The organism is Variovorax sp. V213, from assembly GCF_041154455.1.
Lineage (GTDB): Bacteria > Pseudomonadota > Gammaproteobacteria > Burkholderiales > Burkholderiaceae_C > Variovorax.
Genome location: NZ_AP028664.1, coordinates 2404323 through 2422943, shown reverse-complemented (window position 1 = coordinate 2422943; position 18621 = coordinate 2404323). Strand labels below are relative to the sequence as shown.

Genomic DNA, 18621 nt, shown 5'->3' with positions numbered 1-18621 from the left:
GGCCCCATGACGGAAGTACCTGAAACCGTGGTTTGCCCGGGCTGCGATGCGGTCTTCAGCCGTGCGCCCCTGCAGCCACGCGAGGTGTCGCGCTGCGCCCGCTGCGGCACCGAGCTCTACCGCCACCCGGGTGACCAGCACCGCCGCATCCTGCCGCTCACCGTGGCGTGCCTGATCATGTTCGCCATTGCCAACCTGTTTCCGATCGTTGAGATCGAGCTCCAGGGCCTGCGCAGCCAGACCACGCTGGCTGGCGCCGTGGTGGTGCTGAGCACGGAGGGCATGTCGCTGGTGGCGCTGCTGGTGCTGGCGACGACGCTTCTTTTTCCGCTGCTGCAGCTGTGCATCCTGGCCTACCTGCTGATTCCGCTCCAGCGAGAGCACCGGCCGGCAGGCTTTGCCATTCTGGTGCGCGCCATGCAGATGCTGCGGCCCTGGGGAATGATCGAGGTGTTCCTGCTCGGCGTGCTGGTGGCCATCGTGAAGTTGTCGAGCATGGCCACGGTGGTGGCCGGGCCGGCGCTCTGGGCCTTCGTGGCGTTGACGGTCATGCTCACCGCCGTGCTCTCGTTCAATCCCAATGCCTTCTGGGAAATGACCTTCCGGCCGCCCGGCGAGCCCGAGGAGGAGACGGCGTGATCGGCCCCTTCCGCCCGGTTGAAGAAGACGAAGACCAAGCGCCAGTGGCAACGGCCGCCTCACTCGGCATGCTGGCCTGTCCGCATTGCGATGCCGTCTGGCGCGATGCCCACGAGGGCGAAGCCTGCGGCCGCTGCGGCACGCGCCTGTACACGCGCAAGCCCTACAGCCTGAACCGCACCTGGGCCTTCCTGATCGCGGCCTGCATCATGTACATACCGGCCAACCTGCTGCCGGTGATGATCACGCGCACGCTGTTCGGCGCGCAGTACGACACCATCCTGAGCGGCGTGATCTATTTCTGGGTGTCGGGCGCCTACGGGCTCGCGGCCATCATCTTCATCGCGAGCTTCCTGGTGCCGCTGTTCAAGCTCACGGTATTGATCCTGCTTGCCTTGCTGGCGCAGCGCGGCAGCGGCTGGCGGCGGCCCGAGCGGGCCAAGCTCTATCACATCATCGAGGTCATCGGCCGCTGGTCGATGCTCGACGTGTTCGTGGTGTCGCTCCTCACCGGGCTGGTGCAGATCCAGGGTTTTGCGGTCATCAACGCGGGCGTGGGCATTGCGGCATTCGGGTCGGTGGTGGTGCTCACCATGCTGGCCTCGCTGAGCTTCGACCCCCGCCTCACATGGGACAGCAGGCAGCAGCAAGCCGAACGTGAACGCGAGCAACCGGTACGCGACAACAGGGAAGAAAAGCCAGCATGAGTGACGAAGAAGCCAGACCCGACGACAAACCGGCCCCGACGGGCCTTCCTCCGCCGCGCGTGGTGCGACGGCGCGAATGGCTGCCCTCGCTGATCTGGTTGATCCCCATCGTCGCCGCGCTGGTCGGCGTGATGCTGATCGTCAAGATCCTGATGGAGCGCGGCCCCGAGATCGTGCTCACCTTCGAGACCGCGGAGGGCCTGGAGGCCAACAAGACGGCCGTCAAGTACAAGGATGTGCAGATCGGCACGGTGCAGAGCCTGCGGCTTGCACGCGACCGCTCGCACGTGCGCGTGCAGGTGCAGCTCAACAAGGAAGCCGAGGGCTTCACGGCCGAAGACTCGCGCTTCTGGGTGGTGCGGCCCCGGCTCGACACCTCCGGCATTTCCGGCCTGGGCACCTTGCTGTCGGGCGCCTACATCGGCGCCGATGCCGGCGTATCGAAGGAGACCGCGAGCGAGTTCAAGGGGTTGGAGGTGCCGCCCATCGTCACGCGCGATGCCTCGGGCCAGCAGTTCTTGCTGCGCGCCACCGACATCGGCTCGCTCGATGTGGGATCGCCGGTGTATTTCCGGCGCATCAAGGTCGGCCAGGTGGCGGCCTACCAGCTCGACGGCGACGGCCGCGGCGTGACGCTGCGCATATTCGTCAACGCGCCGTACGACAAGTTCGTGGGCGTCAACACGCGCTTCTGGCAGGCCAGCGGCATCGATGCGCAGTTGAGCGCCAGCGGCTTCACGCTGCGCACGCAGTCGCTGGCCACCATCCTGCTCGGCGGCATCGCCTTCAAGGCACCTGACGACGCCATGGGGCCGCTGGCCAAGGAGAACACGGCTTTCACGCTCGCGGAAGACGAGACCGCCGCCATGAAGGAGCCCGACGGTCCGCCGCAAACGCTGCTGATGTACTTCAACCAGTCGTTGCGCGGCCTCGCACCTGGGGCGCCGGTCGACTTCCGCGGCGTGGTGATCGGCGAGGTCAAGTCGATCGGCGTGGAGTTCGACCGCGCCGAGCGCGAGTTCCGCATGCCGGTGCTGGTGCAGGTCTACCCCGACCGGCTGCGCCGCCGCGCGGGCGAAAGCGGCATCGAGTCGCGCGCCACGCAACAGGAGCGCCTGCGCTTCCTGACCGAGAAGGGGCTGCGCGCCCAGCTGCGCAACGGCAATCTGCTGACCGGCTCGGTCTACGTTGCGCTCGACTTCTTCCCGAAGGCGCCGCCGGCGAAGATCAATCTGGAGAAAAGCCCGATCGAGCTGCCCACCGTTGCCAACAGCCTCGACGAGATCCAGTCGCAGGTGCAGGAGATTGCGAGCAAGCTCAACAAGGTGCCTTACGAGCAGATTGCGGGCGACCTGCGCACCACGCTCGCCGCGCTCAACAAGACGCTGGCCAGCACCGAGCAGGCGGTGACCCGCATCAACACCGACGTGACGCCCGAGCTCACCGCCGCCATGAAGGACGTGCGCAAGACCGTCAACAACGCCGAGCGCACGCTGGCCGACGATTCGCCGCTGCAACAGGACATGCGCCAGACGCTGCGCGAGCTGACCCGTGCCGCGGGTTCGGTGCGCGTGCTGACCGACTATCTCGAACGCCATCCCGAGTCGCTCTTGCGCGGTAAACCGGACGACAAGAAATGAAGAAGAAAAAACCGTTCCTGCTCGCAGCAGCAGCAGCTGCTGCTGCGCTGACCGTTCTGGCAGGCTGCGCGAGCAAGCCCGACAACTACTACACGCTGGCAAGCCCGGTGCCGGCTGCGGAGGCGGCGCCTTCGACCATCGGCAGTGCCGCGCCGCTCTACATCGAGCTGGCACCGGTGGCCGTGCCCGAGCGGCTCGCGAGGCCGCAAATGGTGGTGGGCCGACCGAATGGCGGCGTGCAGGTCGACGTGCTCGAGCAGCACCGCTGGGCCGCGTCGTTCGAGAACGAACTGCAGGACGCGCTGGCCAGCGGCATCGCGGCCCGGCTTGGCGCGCTCGACGTCACCAAGGGCGGCCGGCAAACGTCGCAGCCCGTGTGGCGCATCGCGGTGCAGGTGCGCCAGTTCGACGCGGTCGATGGCGGCCGGGTGGACGCGGGCTTCAACTGGACGCTGCGGCGCTCGGACGAGGCTCGCACGATGGTGTGCCAGCTGAACGTGGGTGAGTCGGTTGCGAGCGGCATCGATGCGGTGGCGCAGGGGGCGCAGCACGTGACTGCGGCCGCGGCGGCGGCCATCGCGCGCAGCGTGGCCGCGGCGCGGGCGAACGCGGCAGCGACCGCATGCATGCCCTGATTTCTTTCTCCCTCCCCCTCTGGGGGAGGGCAGGGGTGGGGGCACGGCGGAGAGGGAAGGAGCAAGCCAGGAATCGAATAGATCGGAGATCACCATGGCACAGATCGGAAAGGCGCCCTGCGACGACACGCTGATCCTGCATGGCGCGAAGGCACAGGAGGGCGCCTGTCCCGATGCCTCCAAGCCCTGGGTGCTGGCCGCGGCCATCGTGGGCTCGAGCATGGCCTTCATCGACGGCACGGTCGTCAACGTGGCGCTGCCTGCCATCCAGGCCGACCTGCGCGCCACGGCGTTCCAGGCGCAATGGGTGGTCGAGAGCTATGCCTTGCTGCTCGCGGCGCTGCTGCTGGTGGGCGGGGCGCTCGGCGACCATTTCGGCCGGCGCCGGATCTTCGCGATCGGCGTGGCGATCTTCGCCATCGCCTCGGTGGCCTGCGGTCTCTCGGGCAACGTGCAGCAGCTGATTGCCGCTCGCGCGGCACAGGGCATCGGCGGGGCCTTGCTGGTGCCCGGCAGCCTTGCGCTCATCAGCGCCGCATTTCCCGAGAAGGAACGCGGCAAGGCGATCGGCACCTGGTCGGGCTTCAGCGGCATCACGGCGGCCGCGGGACCGGTGCTCGGCGGCTTCCTGGTCGACCATTTCTCGTGGGCGTGGGCCTTTCTCATCAACGTGCCGATGGCGCTGCTGGTGATGTGGATCGTGTGGCGCCACGTGCCCGAAAGCCATGGCTCGTCGGCCAGCGGCGGACTCGACTTTTTCGGCGCGCTGCTGGCCACCGCCGGCCTCGGCGGCATCGTCTACGCGTTCATCGAGGCGCCCACGCAGCACTGGAACTCACCCGCGGTGCTGGCGGCGCTGGCCATCGGCATCGCCGGCAGCGTGGGCTTCATTGCCGCGGAGCGCAAGGCACGCACGCCGATGCTGCCGCTGGCGCTGCTGCGCATCGGCAACTTCAGTGGTGCCAACCTGCTGACCTTGCTGCTCTACGCGGCGCTGGGTGGCGGGTTGTACTTCTTCCCGCTCAACCTGATCCAGGTGCAGGGCTACTCGGCCACGGTGGCGGGTGCCGCGCTGCTGCCGTTCATCCTCATCATGTTCGCGCTCTCGCGCTGGGCCGGCCAGCTGGTCGACCGCTTCGGCCCGCGGCTGCCGCTGGTGATCGGTCCCGCGATTGCCGCCGTGGGTTTTGCACTGTTCGCGGTGCCCGGTGTCGGCGCGAGCTACTGGAGCGGCTTCTTTCCCGCGGTGGTGGTGCTGGGCCTCGGCATGACCGTGACCGTGGCGCCGCTCACCACCACCGTGATGAACGCGGTGGGGCCCGAACAGGCGGGCGTGGCCTCGGGCGTCAACAACGCGGTGTCGCGCGCGGCCGCGGTGCTGGCCATCGCGGTGTTCGGCGTGGTCATGGCCTGGGCCTTCGACGGCGCCTTGTCCGAGAGCCTGCGCGCCATGGGGGCCTCGGCGCAGGTGTCGTCGTTTCTCGAAGGCGAGCGCAGCAAGCTGGCCGGCGCCGCGCTGCCGCCGGGCGTGGATGCGGCCACCGCCGCGGCCTTGAAGCGCGCAGTGGCCGAGTCCTTCGTGGCCGGCTTTCGCTGGGTGATGCTGCTGAGCGCCGGCCTGGCCGTGCTCAGTGCCTTGAGCGCCTGGCTGATGATTGGCGGCGGGCCTGCGAAAGCGCGGTAACTACTGCCGCGGCATCAGCTCGTAGAAGTCGAACCCGTTGCTGCGGCCGCCAAGGCACACCGCGAGCGTGTCTTCGATCTTGCGCCACTGCGCGAGCCGGTTGCGCCATTTGCGCACGCTGTGCCCCTCGTCCGGAAAGCTCATGTACTCGACCGGCCGGCCAAGCTTCTGGAGCGTGGCCACCACCTCGTCCGAATCCTGCCGCAGCACGCGCACGTCGTTGGCACCGTGGATCACGAGAAGCGGCGCGGTGATGCGGTCGATCTGGGAGATGGGCGAATCCTGCAGCATGCGCTGGCGTTCTTCCGGCTTGTTGACGTCGCCGAAGAACGCCGCGAAGTAGTGGCGGTTGCGCCAGAACGGCGGCCAGTTCTCGATCACGCGGGGCCAGTTGGCAACGCCCACCACGTCGATGCCGCAGCGGTAGTCGTGCGGCTTCTGGATGAGCTGCGCGAGCACCGAAAAGCCGCCAAAGCTCCCGCCGAGCACGGCCATGCGCTTCGGGTCGGCCACGCCCTGGTCGATGGCCCATTGCACGGCTTCGGCGATGTCGCGTTGGAGCCGGCCGCTGGTTTCGAGGGCGCCGGCCATCATGAAGGCGCGTCCGTAGCCGGCGGAGCCGCGGTAGTTCACGTTGAGGACGGCATAGCCCCGGTTCGCGAGCATCTGCGTGGGAGTCAAGCTCGCGGATTGCCACGAGTCGCGGGTCCACGGGCCGCCGTGGATGTTCACCACGAGCGGCGCAGGCCCCTGTACGCCGCGCGGCCGCACGAGGTAGCCGTGGATCACGAGACCGTCGGATGCCATGAACGAGAAGGGCTCCATGGGGGAGAAGAGGTCGGTGGTCGGCTCGCGCGGCGGCGTGAGCCGCGTGAGTTGCCCGCTCGCGCGGTCGAGCAGCAGCTCCACGGTTTCGTTCTCGGTGGTCGAGCGCAGCACCATGCGGCGCTGGTCGTTGGCCATGCCCGCGGGGCGCGTGATGACGGGCTCGGCGTTCAGCCAGCCGCGCTCCCGGGCCGTCTTCACGGCGCCGGCCACCTCGCTGCCCAGAGCGGCATCGAGATAGGTGATGCGCGGGCGGCCGGGTTCCGAGACGTACGCGAGCGGCGCTCCCTGCTGCGGCGGAAACACGCCATAGTCGAGGTCGACCTCCGCATCTTCCGCCAGCAGCCGCTCCGCGCCGGTGGCCAGGTCGACTTCGACCAGGGCGAGCTTGTCGCGGCCGACATTCGTCATCGTCCAGAGCCGCCCGGCGCCGAGGTCGATGCGCTGGGGCCAGAAGGAATCGAAAGCCTTCACCGTTCTGAAGGCGCGCCAGCCGCCATCGGGCTGGCGCAGTTCCAGGAGCCGGTCGGAGCCGTCGGCGCTGCCAAGCTGCCGCATGCGGCCCGCGAGTTCGCGCCGGGTGTCGATGAACCACGAGATCACGCGGCTGTCGGGTTCGCTGCGCGCAATCTCGCGCACGGTGCGGGTGCGCGCATCGCCTTCGAAAAGGTCCATGCTGGAGCGGTCGCGCTGGTTGTTCGCGAAGTAGAAGGTGGCGCTGCCGGGCGCGCCCCATCCCAGCATGGCCGAGCGCACGCCGGGCCAGGGCGTCACGGCCCAGGGCTTGGCGCCTGGCGCCTCGGTGTCGAGCACGAAGATTTGCGTGTTCTCGTCGCCCGTGAAGTCCTTGAGGTAAGCCAGGTGGCGGCTGTCGGGCAGCCACGAGTAGGTGGGCCCGGACACGAAGGGCCGTGCCAGCGTGCCGGTCGCGAAGGTGCGGGTGCTGGCGCTGTCGACCATGGCGGCATCGGCCGTCTTGCGCACGCCAAGGCCCACGTCGGTGCCGACCGCCTGAAACCATACGAGCTGCTGCCCGTCGGGCGAGAGCACATGGCCGTTGACCGCGTCGATGTTCGCGACGAAGCGGCGCATGGGAACGAGCGGCGGCAGCGTGTTGCCCTGCCGCGCGGCAACCAGCGCCGGGTGCGTGGGACCGGTGGCGCAGCCGGAAAGAAGCGCCAGCGTGGCGAAGGCGGCAGCAAGAGCGATGCGCCAGCGGCTGGGGGTTCTGCTGTATCTCATGTTCCTCATCCCTCTTGGATGTTTTGATGTGCGGGCTTGTCCGTGGATGGATTCTGCCGGCGGCAACCTTTGGCTTTGCCAAAGGTTGGCTCGCGCACAATGGCCGGGTGCACATCCTGCTGATCGAAGACGACCTCGACCTTGGCCGCGCCCTGCAGGCCGCGCTCAAGGTCGAGGGCCTCAGCAGCGAATGGCGCCGGCGCGGGGCCGACGCGCCGCGCGCGCTGGACGCCACCGTTTTCGATTGCGTGCTGCTCGACCTGTCGTTGCCGGACGGCAGCGGCCTGGACCTGCTCGCGCGGTGGCGGCGCGAGGGCAGCAGTCTTCCGGTCATCGTGATCACCGCGCGTTCGGCGGTGGAAGACCGGTTGGCAGGGCTCGACGGAGGCGCGGACGATTTCGTCATCAAGCCCTTTGCCACCGCCGAGCTCATCTCCCGCATCCGCGCCGTGCTGCGCCGCTCGGCGCGGCAGGCCAGCGAGGTGTGGACCCTGGGCGCGCTGGCCATCGAACCGCGCCGTCACACCGCCTCGCTGAACGGAGCGCCGCTGGAGCTGTCGCCGCGCGAATTCCGGCTTCTGCTCGAATTGGCGCGCGAGCCGGGCGCCGTGGTGGCCAAGGGTGTGCTCGCGCAAAAGCTCGAGCCGCTGGGCGAGCCCTTGGACTTTGCCGCGGTGGAAGTGCATGTGTCGAACCTTCGGCGCAAGATCGGCAGCGCCCTGGTGCACACCGTGCGCGGAGTGGGCTACATGCTCGCCTCATGATGAGCGGCAGGCTGTGGCGCCCCACGCTCGTGCAGCGTGTCTTTCTGGCCGTGCTGCTGGCCTTCGTTTTCGTGCTGCTGGCATTGCAGGCGTACATGTACGTCAACTTCCGGCAGTCGCTGGCCGTCGACCAGGGCTTGAGCAAGCTCGGCCGCTCGCTGACGCATGCCATTTCGCAGCTCGACGACGAGGCCAGCGTGCGCGCCGTCATCGTGTCGACCGAGACGATCTACAAGACCCTTCGCATCAGCGGCAATCCGGCGGGAACGCTGCGATTCCAGCTCCGGGAACGCGGCGGCAGGCTGATCTACTCGTCCTCCGGGGTGCGCGGCGAGATCCTTGCCGGGCCGCTGCGGCGAGTGACCACCCAAGACATTGGCGGCGAACCGTACTGGGTCTACCAGGATGAAACGCCGCGCTGGTCGCTGCGCCTCGCGGAGCCCGAGCGCACCTTTGCCAAGGTGCTGCACAACAACACGCGCAACATGCTGCCCTATCTGCTGCTCGCGTTCCCGATCGTGCTGCTGCCGGTCTGGCTCGCGGTAAAGCACGGGCTTCGGCCGTTGCGCCGGCTGGCCGATGGCATCGGCGGCCGCAAGGCCACCGACCTTTCGCCCCTGGGCGTGGACCCGCCCTATGCCGAGCTCAGGCCGTTGACCTCGGCGCTCGAGCGCATGCTGCAGCAGCTGCGCGACAAGGTGCAGCGCGAGCGCGCCTTCGTGCACGACGCGGCCCACGAGCTGCGAACGCCGATGGCCGTCATCGCAGCCCAGGCGCATGCGCTGGCCGGCGCGGGCACGGGCGAGGACCGGGCGCGCGCGCAGGCCCATCTGGAACAGGCGATTGCACGGGCCTCGCACCTGACGCAGCAACTGCTCGACCTCGCGTTGCTCGACGAGGCCCAGCCGGCCGCGCCAAGGCGTATCGACGTTGCACAGCTGGCTCGGGAGCTCCTCGCGCAGGCGGCGCCGAGCGCCATGGCGCGCGGCATCGAGCTGACGTTCGACGCGGCCGACAGCCTGGACGCATCCATCGACGTGCCGGCGTTCCAGTCGATCCTGGAGAACCTGCTGAATAACGCGATCCGCTACGTGCACGACCGGGGCCAGGTGGCGGTGGCGCTGCGGGCGGAAGACGAAGGCCTGGTGCTCACGGTGGCCGACGACGGCCCCGGAATTCCGGCCGCCGAGCGCGAGCAGGTGTTCGAGCGCTTCTATCGCGGGGCGGGCCATGAAGCGAGCGGCTCGGGCCTGGGCCTTTCCATCGTCAGGCAGGCCGTCGCCCGGATGGAGGGCAGGGTCGACGTGACCGAAGGCCTGTCGAACAAGGGTGTGGCTTTCCGCGTCGTGCTGCCGGTGGTGGCGGGGGGTTGACAAGCACCTCGCGCCGCCTGGATACTGAACCTTCAGGTTCATCATTCAGACCCAGGAGATTCCCATGCAGAAGATCGTTCCCTGCCTCTGGTTCGACGGCAACGGCGAAGACGCACTGAAGTTCTACACCGGCATCTTCCCGAACTCGCGCATGACCGAAAAGCAGCTCTGGGGCGATGAGAACCCCAGCCTGAAGGGCTCGCTGCTTACCGCGATGTTCGAGCTCGACGGGCAGGAGTTCATGGTGCTCAACGGTGGGCCGCAGTACAAGTTCACCCCGGCCATCTCGATGCTCGTGAAGTGCGAGACGCAGGCCGAGGTCGACAATTACTGGGACAAGCTGCTCGAAGGCGGCGGCCAGCCGGTGCAGTGCGGCTGGCTCACCGACCGCTATGGCGTCTCGTGGCAGGTCGCGCCCATGCCCATCCTGCGCATGTTCCGGGACAAGGACCCGGCCAAGGCCGCCCGCGCGATGCAGGCGATGATGAAGATGGTCAAGCTCGACATCGCCGAGGTGAAGAAAGCCTTCGACGGCGAGTGATGGGTCGCCGCGCCGGCTACACCAGCCGCCGGATTGCCTTCTTGCGCCACACCAGGCGGTAGTAGGCGGTCTGCAGCAGCAGCATCGCGCCGAAGGTCACGGGGTAGGCATACCAGATGCCGTTGAGCCCGATGCGGTGGCTCATGAACCAGGCCACAGGCACCTCGATGCCGATCAGGCAGAGGATCGAGATGGCCGTGGGCACCAGCACCGACCCGCTGGCCCGCATGATCCCCGAGATGGCCGAGGCCATGCCGAAGATGACGAGGCTCCAGAGCATGATGTGCAGCAGCGTCTGCGCAATCTCGATCACCGGCGCGCTGGTGATGAAAAAGCCCATGAGGTGGCGCGAGAACAGGTAGCCCAGCAGCACCAGTCCGCCGGTCAGCACCAGGTTCATCAGCAGCGCCGTCTTGGCGATGTCGCCCAGCCGGTCCGCACGGCCCGCGCCGATGGCCTGCGCGCCAAGGATCGACGCCGTGATGGCAATCGAGATGGCCGGAAACTGCACGTAGGCCACCACCTGGTTCACCGCACCGTACGCCGCAGTGGCGCTGGAGCCATAGCCGTTGACCAGCGAGAGCAGGGCAATTTCGGCCAGTGCGACCACGATCATCTGCACACCCGTGGGCACGCCCACCTTGAGCACCGCCTTCAACAGCCTGGGGTCGATGCGCAGATGGCGGATGAATTCCGCGTCGGGCGCCAGCGGGCTGCCGCGGCGGCGCAGGCGCCATCCAAGCCACAGCGTCGAGGCCACGAAGCCCACGACCGTGGCCCAGGCGCCGCTGGCAACACCGAGCTGCGGCAGGCCGCCCCAGCCGCGGATGAGTGCGGGTGTGACGATGAGGCCGGCCGCCGTGGAAATGATCAGCGTGAGCAGCGGTGTCATGGTGTCGCCGACCCCGCGCAGCATGGCAGTTGACAGCAGGAACACGAACAGCCCGGGCATCGCGATCAGCATGATTCGGGCATAGCGCGTGGAGTCGGCCAGCACGTCGGGCGGCGTGCCCAGAAGGGCGAGCAGCGGCGTCGTGAAGGCGCCGCCGAACACGGCCACCGCCAGCCCGAGCAGGATGCCGACCGACAGCGTGGTACCGGCCACGGCCTTGGCCTTGGCGGCATCGCGCGCGCCCCAGGCCTGGCCGATCAGCACCGACGCGCCAGCGCCCAGCCCGATCACGAAGGCGATGAAGAAGAACATCACCGGAAAGAAGCTCGACACGGCCGCCAGCGCGCCGACGCCGATCATCTGGCCGACGTAGATGTTGTTGATGGTGCCGGAGAGCGACTGCAGGATGTTGCTGAGCAGCATCGGCGCGAGAAAGAACAGGAAGGTCTTCCACAGCGCGCGCGGCGCACCGGCGGGTGCGACCGGCGTGCCACGCAGGCCGCTCTGGCCCGTGGCTGCGTTCTCGGAGGTTGCTCTCATGCGGTGGTGCTCCAGCCGGCGGCGGACAATTCTTGAAGGTGGACGCGCAGGTCCGGTGGCCAGGAGTCGATCAGCGCCTCGAAGCGGTTTCGCTCGCCGGCGAACAGCGCGCGGGTGGCTTCCTCGAAGCCGGGCAGGGCGCCCGCGATCGCGGTCATGAAGCGGTAGGCCGCTTCGCGCGATGCGCGCACGGCGTCGCGGTCGGCGTTGACGCGGCTCGCCTCCTGGACCAGCCGCCGCAGTGCGACCGAGGCGCCGCCAGGTTGACGGTTGAGCCAGTCCCAGTGGCGCGGCAGCAGGGTGACTTCTCGCGCGACTACACCGAGCTTCGGGCGGCCCACGCCGCGCGGGGTTTCTTCGTGGGCCGCGGCGCTGGCCGCATGCGCCACGGCGCCGGCCCGGTTGTGAACGTCTAAGTCGAGCTGTTCACCGGTCTGTTCGTTGAACACGAGACAGGGCGTGTCGTCCTTGCGCTCGCGCAATTGTGCGAGCACGTCAGCGGTGCTTCCCTGGGCGATGCGCTTGAAGCCGGCAAAAACAATCAGCTTGGTGGGTGGCGTGTCGGATGGCATGTCGGATTTCTTTGTTCTCTCGGGGCCGGTCGAAACGGGGTGCGTAATCTACCCGTTGAACGGCTCAGGCGTACGGCGTGTCGTCGTGGCAAAGCGCAAGGAGCGCAACGTTGATTTGCGACAGGCCTTCCGGAGCCAGCGATTTCACCGCATCGGCGCAGATTGCTTCGACGGTCGTGACTGCAGCTTGCATCAGTTTTCTGCCGCCGGGGCGAATGGCTGCATGAAGGCCGTCTCCATCCGTGCCTGCCGTGCGTTCGGCCAGCCCCGTTTTTTCGAGCAGGACCATTTTGCGAATCAACGCCGAGATCGGCAACCCCAGGGATCGCGCAAGGTCGGCTGCCGGCATGCAGCCGCCTTCGGCGCCGAGAAGCCGATGAAGCAGCGTGAAGTCTTCGTAGTTCAGGCCATGGAAGGCGCCCAGCTCCTCCTGGAGCTTCAGGTTCAGGCAGGCGTGGGCACGGCCGATGTTGAGGCACAAGTCCAGTGGATCGATGCTCATGGCGCGTCGTAGCCCCGGTCACCGTGGCACTGAAGCTCCTCGCGCCAGAGCGCAAGCAGTTTTTCGAGTTCCGCGGCGCGGTCGAAGGCCGGGTCGTCGCGCTCCTTCACGCGGTCGATCACCTCGAAGCTGAAGTTCGCCGCACCGTGCGCGGCCCAGTCGCGCACCAGCGCCTTGTTGCGGTGCGAGCGCAGGCCGAGTTCGAAGCGGGCGCGGTTCATCGCCCCCTCCACATCGAGGCTCCCACCCATGTAGAGGCGGCCGCTGAGCGTATTGCGGATGACGAAGACACCCGCGGGGCGGACCGTTTCCTTGTATTTGCGGACGAGGGCGCGCCTCGTCTCTTGGGGCATGTTCATGCTTCATATATTACCCGGGTAATATTAGTATCGCAATACACCCGGGTAAAAATAAGCACTCAGCCCTCGCGCAATCGCCGCCATGCCCGTGCAAGCCGGCGGTTGAGGGCCCGCACCACGCGCCACGGACGGCTCTCGCGGACGAGCGTCAGCACGCGGTCTTTCCAGGCTTTCCAGCGCGGATACCAGCGCGCGAACAGCGCAATGCGCATGAGCGCGCCTTCGACCAGCTGGAAGATGCGCGCCACGAAGGCGGTGCCGATCAGCTTGGCGACGATCAATACCGTCACGCCGCTGGCCGCGTGGCCCCGGCCAAAGAGAAACAGCGCCAGCACCTTCACCGGCAACAGCAGAAGCACCGGCAGAAAAAAGGCCAGCAATGCGCCCCAAGGCGGCAGGTTGCGCAGCCAGTTCTCCGCACGGGCCCAGAGCGGCAGGCGCGCCAGCCGGGCGGCCAGGGCAGCCAAGGGCACCCAACCCCATTCCTCGAAAAGAAGCACTGGCACCAGCAGCACCGCCATCAGCGTGCGCAGCAGTTTTCGCGGCCCCGATGCGGGACGAGAGCCGGCGGGCGGGGGAGAGGATGGGGGAGGGATCGGCACCGCATCGATTGTGCGGGTTGCCGATGGGAGATCCCCCTGCGGCCCTATGGCAAACTTCCACGCTTTATTCGCCAAGCACGCCGGCCCCGTCCGGGCGTGCATGACAGGGACGTCACTCCGACATGCAAAAAATCATTCGCCAGCTCGCCACCGAGATCAAGGTCGGCGAGCACCAGGTGAAGGCGGCCATCGAACTGCTCGATGGCGGTGCCACGGTTCCGTTCATTGCCCGCTACCGCAAGGAGGCCACCGACGGCCTCGACGACATCCAGCTGCGCGAACTGGAAGCGCGCCTTTCCTACCTGCGCGAACTCGAAGACCGCCGCGCCGCGGTGCTCAAGAGCATCGACGAGCAGGGCAAGCTCACGCCCCAATTGCGCGCCGCGATCGAATTCGCGCCGACCAAGCAGGAACTCGAAGACTTGTACCTGCCGTTCAAGCAGAAGCGCCGCACCAAGGGCCAGATCGCGCGCGAGTTCGGCATCGAGCCGCTGGCCGACAAGCTGCTGGCCGATCCCACGCTCGACCCCGCGGTGCAGGCCAAGGCCTTCCTGCAACCCGCCACCACGCTCGACGACGGCAAGCCGGGCCCAGATTTCTCCACCGTGCCAGCCGTGCTCGACGGCGTGCGCGACATTCTTTCCGAGCGCTGGGCCGAAGACGCAGCGCTGGTGCAGCGCCTGCGCGAATGGCTTTGGGCCGAAGGCCTGCTCAAGTCCACGCTGATGGCCGGCAAGGACGAGAACAACGCGGACGTCGCCAAGTTTCGCGACTACTTCGACTATGACGAGCCGATCGGCCGCGTGCCGTCGCACCGCGCGCTGGCGGTGTTCCGCGGCCGCACGCTCGAAATCCTGGATGCCAAGCTGGTGCTGCCGGTCGAGCCCGAACCGGGCAAGCCCAGCATCGCCGAAGGCAAGATCGCGCTGCACCTGGGCTGGAGCCACGCGGGCCGCCCGGCCGACGACCTGATCCGCAAGTGCGTGGCCTGGACCTGGCGCGTGAAGCTCGCGCTTTCCACCGAGCGCGACCTGTTCACCCGCCTGCGCGAAGAGGCCGAGAAGGTCGCAATCAAGGTGTTTGCCGACAACCTGCGCGACCTGCTGCTGGCCGCTCCGGCCGGCCCGCGCGTCGTGATGGGCCTGGACCCGGGCATTCGCACCGGCGTCAAGGTGGCCGTGGTCGATGCCACCGGCAAGCTGGTCGAAACCGCCACCGTGTTCCCGCACGAGCCGCGCAAGGACTGGGAGGGCTCGCTGCACACCCTCGGCAAGCTCTGCGCCAAGCACGGCGTGAACCTGATCGCCATCGGCAACGGCACCGCGAGCCGCGAGACCGACAAGCTCGCCGCCGACCTCATCAAGCTGCTCGCCAAGATGGCCGCACAGGCCGGCGCGCCCGAGATGAAGGTCGACAAGGTGGTGGTCAGCGAAGCTGGCGCTTCGGTGTATTCGGCCAGCGAATTCGCCTCGCAGGAAATGCCCGACGTGGACGTGAGCCTGCGCGGTGCCGCCAGCATTGCGCGCCGCCTGCAGGACCCATTGGCCGAGCTCGTGAAGATCGATCCCAAGAGCATCGGCGTGGGTCAGTACCAGCACGACGTGAACCAGAGCGAACTGGCACGTACCCTGCAGGCCGTGGTCGAGGACTGCGTGAACTCGGTGGGCGTGGACCTCAACACCGCGAGCGTGCCGCTCTTGAGCCGCGTTTCGGGCCTGTCGGCCAGCGTGGCCAAGGCGGTGGTGCGCTGGCGCGAATCGAACGGCGCGTTCTCCACCCGCAAGCAGTTGCTCGACGTGACCGGCTTCGGCCCCAAGGCTTTCGAGCAGAGCGCGGGCTTCCTGCGCATTCGCGGCGGCGCCGACCCGCTGGACATCACCGGCGTGCACCCCGAAACCTATCCGCTGGTCGAGCAGATCATCGTCAAGACCGGCAAGCCGATCGCCGAGCTGATGGGCCGCGCCGAAATGCTCAAGACGCTGAAGCCCGAGCTGTTCGCCAACGAGAAGTTCGGCGTCATCACGGTGAAGGACATCCTCGGTGAACTCGAGAAACCGGGCCGCGACCCGCGCCCCGACTTCAAGGTGGCGCGCTTCAACGACGGCGTGGACGACATCAAGGACCTGGTCGAGGGCATGATCCTCGAGGGCACCGTGAGCAACGTGGCGCAGTTCGGTGCCTTCATCGACCTGGGCGTGCACCAGGACGGCCTGGTGCACGTGAGCCAGCTGAGCCACAAGTTCGTGAACGACGCGCGCGAGGTCGTCAAGACCGGCGACATCGTCAAGGTCAAGGTGATGGAAGTGGACGTGGCGCGCAAGCGTATCGGCCTGTCGATGAAGCTCGACGCGGCCCCGGCGCGCCGCGACGGCCCGCGCGACAACCGCTTCGAAGGCGCGGGACGCGGCCAGCAGCAAGGCCCGCGCCGCGACAACCCGCCGCAGCCCGCGGGACAGATGGCGAGCGCTTTCGCCAAGCTGCAGGGGTTGCGCAAGTAAGCCATGCCGCACGGTTCTTGCTGATGCGGTCGGCATCATGAAAGCCCTGCGCATCTACGCCGGCCCCGCAGCCCGCAAGCACATCGAAGCGCACGGCCTGCGGCCGCAGGACGTGCACACCATTCCCGGTGCGGCGGGCGGCCCCAAGGGCCTCATCCTCGGGCCGCTCGACCGCTTCATCTTCGGGCGCTGGCTCACGCAGTCGCGCCAGCCGGTGCATCTGGTGGGTGCATCGATCGGTGCGTGGCGGCTTTCTACGGCCTGCCTGTCCGATCCGCAGAAGGCGTTTGAGCGCTTCGAGCACGACTACGTGCGCCAGCGCTTCGATGCGCCTCCGGGACAGAAGCGGCTCAGCCCGAACCAGCTCAGCGCACGCTTTGCCGAAAGCCTGGCCGACTTCTACGGCGGGCGCATCGGCGAGGTGCTGAACCATTCGCGCTACCGGCTCCACGTCGTGACTTCGCGCGGGCGCCACATCCTTGGGCGCGAGGGCAGGGCGCGCACGCCATTCGGCTACCTGGGCGCCTTTGCCACCAACAGCCTGTACCGCAAGGGCCTGGGCGCATGGCTCGAACGCTGTGTGTTCTCCACGCCGGGCGCGGCCTTGCCTTTCGGCACCAAAGATTTCCGCACGCGCCAGCATGCGCTGAGCGAAGAGAACTTCAACATGGTGCTGCAGGCATCGTGCTCGATACCGTTCCTGCTCGCCGCGGTGCACGACATTCCGGGCGCGCCGCGCGGCGCCTACTGGGACGGTGGCATCACCGACTACCACCTGCACCTCGACTACCAGCCGGCCGACGAGGGCATCGTGCTGTATCCGCATTTCCAGCGCGCCGTGGTGCCGGGCTGGCTCGACAAGGGCCTGCGCTGGCGCCACAAGTCCACCGGCTTTCTCGATCGCATGGTGGTGCTCGCGCCCGATCCCGAGTGGGTGAAATCGCTGCCCAACGGCAAGCTGCCGGACCGCAAGGACTTCATCCATTTTGCGAACGACCCGCAGACGCGCATCGGCGCGTGGAGCAGGGCCACGCGCGAGGCAGAGCGGCTTTCCGGCGAGTTCGAGGCGTGGCTCGCAACCGGTCGCACGCGCGACGTCCTGCCGCTCTGAACTGGTTGCCGCCGGGGCAAACCCTGAGGGGGTGCGCACGCAGCGCCTTCGAGAATGGCCGGCTCATTCTTGTTCAGAGAAAGCCGCCACTCATGCCGCAGGCCCGAATTTCACGCCGCCGATTCACCCTTGCCGCCGCGGCGGCCGCGACCGTCCCGATGCCTGCGCTGGCGCAAAGCGCCTGGCCCAGCAAGCCGATCCGCATCATCGTGCCCTACACGCCGGGCGGGTTCACCGACCAGATGGCGCGGCTGGTGCAGGTTGGTCTGCAGGCGCGGCTCGGCCAGCCGGTGCTCGTCGACAACAAGCCCGGCGCCAACAGCCTGATCGGTGTCGATGCCATTGCCAAGGCGGCGCCCGACGGCACGACCTTCGGCGTCGTCATTGCGGCCTATGCGGCCAACACCACGCTGTATCCCAAGCTGCCCTACGACCCGCAGAAAGACCTGACGGGTGTTTCGCTGATGGGCGTGTCGCCGCTGCTGGCCGCAGTCAACGTGAATGCGCCGTTCAAGACCGCGCGCGAACTCATCGACTATGCGCGCGCGAACCCCGGCAAGGTGAGCTTCGGCTCATCGGGCAACGGCTCGGCCGCGCACCTGACCACGGAGCTGTGGAAGTCGCTCACGCAGACCTACATGATCCACATTCCGTACCGTGGCGCGGTACCTGCGCTGACCGATCTCATGGGCGGCCAGATCCAGCTGTTCTTCGATGCGCCGACCGGCCTCATCAACCAGGCCAAGGCCGGCAAGGTGCGGCTCATCGGCGTGGCGGGTGACAAGCGCCTGCCCGCCGTTCCCGATGTGCCCACCTTCATCGAACAGGGCTTCGCGGGCTTCACCGGCAGCACCTGGGCAGGGATGCTGGCGCCCGCGGGCACACCGCGCGACATCATCAAGCGCATGTCCGAAGAGGTGGCGCGCGTCATCAAGAGCGACGAGACGCGCGCCAAGCTCGACGCCATGGGCACGTTCCCGGCCGGCAGCACGCCGGAGGAGTTCGATGCCTTCATTGCCGCCGAAACCGCCAAGTGGGCGAAGGTGATCCGCACGGCGGGCGTGAAGGCGGAATAAGAGAAAAGCCTCAGGCCGCGAGCACCAGCACCTTGAACTGGCTGGGCACGATCCGCATGCCCACGATGTTGCAGCGGTTCTGCACCGACAGGCTGGTCATGCGCGTGCAGGGCGTGCCCTTGAGCAGCACGGTGAATGCGCCGGTGATGTGGCGCGAAGGCCCCATCACCGTCTGCGACACCACGCCCATCAGCACCCCCGAGTTGTCGCCGTTGGTGATGGGCGTGGTGGTGGCCATGTTGTGGACGGGCGTGCCACCGTAGAGGATGTTCCAGGCATTCGGAATGGCTGTTGGCCCGAGTGCGAAGTTGGGGTAGGGGATGGGGACCGCCGGCGGCGTCTTGCAAACGTCGGGAAACGCGAGGTCCATGCCCATCATCTGTGCATTGGCAAACATGTCGGTGCTCCTTCTTTTCTTG

Annotated in this window: 18 protein-coding genes; 11 read left to right on the top strand and 7 right to left on the bottom strand. The window is 67.7% G+C overall.

Going from position 1 to position 18621, the window contains the following annotated elements:
• Positions 1-6 precede the first annotated feature (6 nt).
• From ACAM55_RS11600 to ACAM55_RS11580, 5 genes are all read left to right on the top strand, one after another.
• Positions 7-639, top strand: a complete 633-nt coding sequence (locus ACAM55_RS11600; protein WP_369656136.1) for a paraquat-inducible protein A — start codon at positions 7-9, stop codon at positions 637-639.
• Positions 639-1346, top strand: coding sequence for a paraquat-inducible protein A (locus ACAM55_RS11595; RefSeq protein WP_369656384.1), 708 nt, complete (start codon positions 639-641; stop codon positions 1344-1346). The genes ACAM55_RS11600 and ACAM55_RS11595 overlap by 1 nt, the downstream gene beginning before the upstream one ends.
• On the top strand, positions 1343-2986 hold the full coding sequence (locus ACAM55_RS11590) for an intermembrane transport protein PqiB (RefSeq protein WP_369656135.1): 1644 nt from the start codon (positions 1343-1345) through the stop codon (positions 2984-2986). The genes ACAM55_RS11595 and ACAM55_RS11590 overlap by 4 nt, the downstream gene beginning before the upstream one ends.
• On the top strand, positions 2983-3621 hold the full coding sequence (locus ACAM55_RS11585; RefSeq protein ID WP_369656134.1) for a membrane integrity-associated transporter subunit PqiC: 639 nt from the start codon (positions 2983-2985) through the stop codon (positions 3619-3621). Before ACAM55_RS11590 ends, ACAM55_RS11585 begins: the two co-directional genes overlap by 4 nt.
• Positions 3622-3715: 94 nt before the next feature.
• A complete protein-coding gene (locus tag ACAM55_RS11580; RefSeq protein WP_369656133.1) occupies positions 3716-5305 on the top strand; it encodes an MFS transporter in 1590 nt (529 codons plus the stop codon).
• Here the strand turns inward: ACAM55_RS11580 and ACAM55_RS11575 are convergent, their stop codons facing one another.
• Positions 5306-7372, bottom strand: a complete 2067-nt coding sequence (locus tag ACAM55_RS11575; protein WP_369656132.1) for a prolyl oligopeptidase family serine peptidase — start codon at positions 7370-7372, stop codon at positions 5306-5308.
• A 107-nt stretch (positions 7373-7479) separates the two neighbouring features.
• On the opposite strand from ACAM55_RS11575, the gene ACAM55_RS11570 reads away from it, so the two are divergent.
• The 3 genes from ACAM55_RS11570 (at position 7480) to ACAM55_RS11560 (ending at position 10050) form a co-directional block, all read left to right on the top strand.
• Positions 7480-8136 carry a response regulator gene (locus ACAM55_RS11570; RefSeq protein ID WP_369656131.1) on the top strand — a complete coding sequence of 219 codons (657 nt, stop codon included), beginning with the start codon at positions 7480-7482 and terminating at the stop codon, positions 8134-8136.
• Positions 8133-9509, top strand: a complete 1377-nt coding sequence (locus ACAM55_RS11565; protein WP_369656130.1) for a sensor histidine kinase — start codon at positions 8133-8135, stop codon at positions 9507-9509. Before ACAM55_RS11570 ends, ACAM55_RS11565 begins: the two co-directional genes overlap by 4 nt.
• 64 nt (positions 9510-9573) lie before the next feature.
• Positions 9574-10050 (top strand): VOC family protein, encoded by a 477-nt coding sequence (locus ACAM55_RS11560; protein ID WP_369656129.1) that lies wholly within the window; start codon positions 9574-9576, stop codon positions 10048-10050.
• 16 nt (positions 10051-10066) lie between these two features.
• Here ACAM55_RS11560 and ACAM55_RS11555 read toward each other — a convergent pair whose 3' ends face one another.
• The 5 genes from ACAM55_RS11555 to ACAM55_RS11535 form a co-directional block, all read right to left on the bottom strand.
• Entirely contained in the window at positions 10067-11482 is a 1416-nt protein-coding gene (locus ACAM55_RS11555) for an MATE family efflux transporter (RefSeq protein WP_369656128.1), read from the bottom strand.
• Positions 11479-12054: a DUF2239 family protein gene (locus ACAM55_RS11550; protein ID WP_369656127.1), complete on the bottom strand. Its 576-nt coding sequence runs from the start codon at positions 12052-12054 to the stop codon at positions 11479-11481. The genes ACAM55_RS11555 and ACAM55_RS11550 overlap by 4 nt, the downstream gene beginning before the upstream one ends.
• A 64-nt stretch (positions 12055-12118) precedes the next feature.
• Positions 12119-12535 (bottom strand): AsnC family transcriptional regulator, encoded by a 417-nt coding sequence (locus tag ACAM55_RS11545; protein WP_369656126.1) that lies wholly within the window; start codon positions 12533-12535, stop codon positions 12119-12121.
• A 17-nt stretch (positions 12536-12552) separates the two neighbouring features.
• Positions 12553-12909 (bottom strand): GIY-YIG nuclease family protein, encoded by a 357-nt coding sequence (locus ACAM55_RS11540; RefSeq protein WP_369656125.1) that lies wholly within the window; start codon positions 12907-12909, stop codon positions 12553-12555.
• A 65-nt stretch (positions 12910-12974) separates the two neighbouring features.
• Complete coding sequence (locus tag ACAM55_RS11535; RefSeq protein ID WP_369656383.1) at positions 12975-13436, bottom strand: hypothetical protein; 462 nt, start codon at positions 13434-13436, stop codon at positions 12975-12977.
• Between the two features lie 203 nt (positions 13437-13639).
• On the opposite strand from ACAM55_RS11535, the gene ACAM55_RS11530 reads away from it, so the two are divergent.
• The 3 genes from ACAM55_RS11530 (at position 13640) to ACAM55_RS11520 (ending at position 18202) form a co-directional block, all read left to right on the top strand.
• Complete coding sequence (locus ACAM55_RS11530; protein WP_369656124.1) at positions 13640-16015, top strand: Tex family protein; 2376 nt, start codon at positions 13640-13642, stop codon at positions 16013-16015.
• Between the two features lie 37 nt (positions 16016-16052).
• Positions 16053-17126 carry a patatin-like phospholipase family protein gene (locus ACAM55_RS11525; RefSeq protein ID WP_369656123.1) on the top strand — a complete coding sequence of 358 codons (1074 nt, stop codon included), beginning with the start codon at positions 16053-16055 and terminating at the stop codon, positions 17124-17126.
• 92 nt (positions 17127-17218) lie between these two features.
• The gene (locus ACAM55_RS11520) at positions 17219-18202 is read left to right on the top strand and encodes a tripartite tricarboxylate transporter substrate binding protein (RefSeq protein WP_369656122.1); all 984 of its coding nucleotides are present in this window, start codon (positions 17219-17221) and stop codon (positions 18200-18202) included.
• Positions 18203-18212: 10 nt separating this feature from the next.
• Here the strand turns inward: ACAM55_RS11520 and ACAM55_RS11515 are convergent, their stop codons facing one another.
• On the bottom strand, positions 18213-18599 hold the full coding sequence (locus ACAM55_RS11515) for a DUF4150 domain-containing protein (RefSeq protein WP_093019534.1): 387 nt from the start codon (positions 18597-18599) through the stop codon (positions 18213-18215).
• Positions 18600-18621 lie beyond the last annotated feature (22 nt).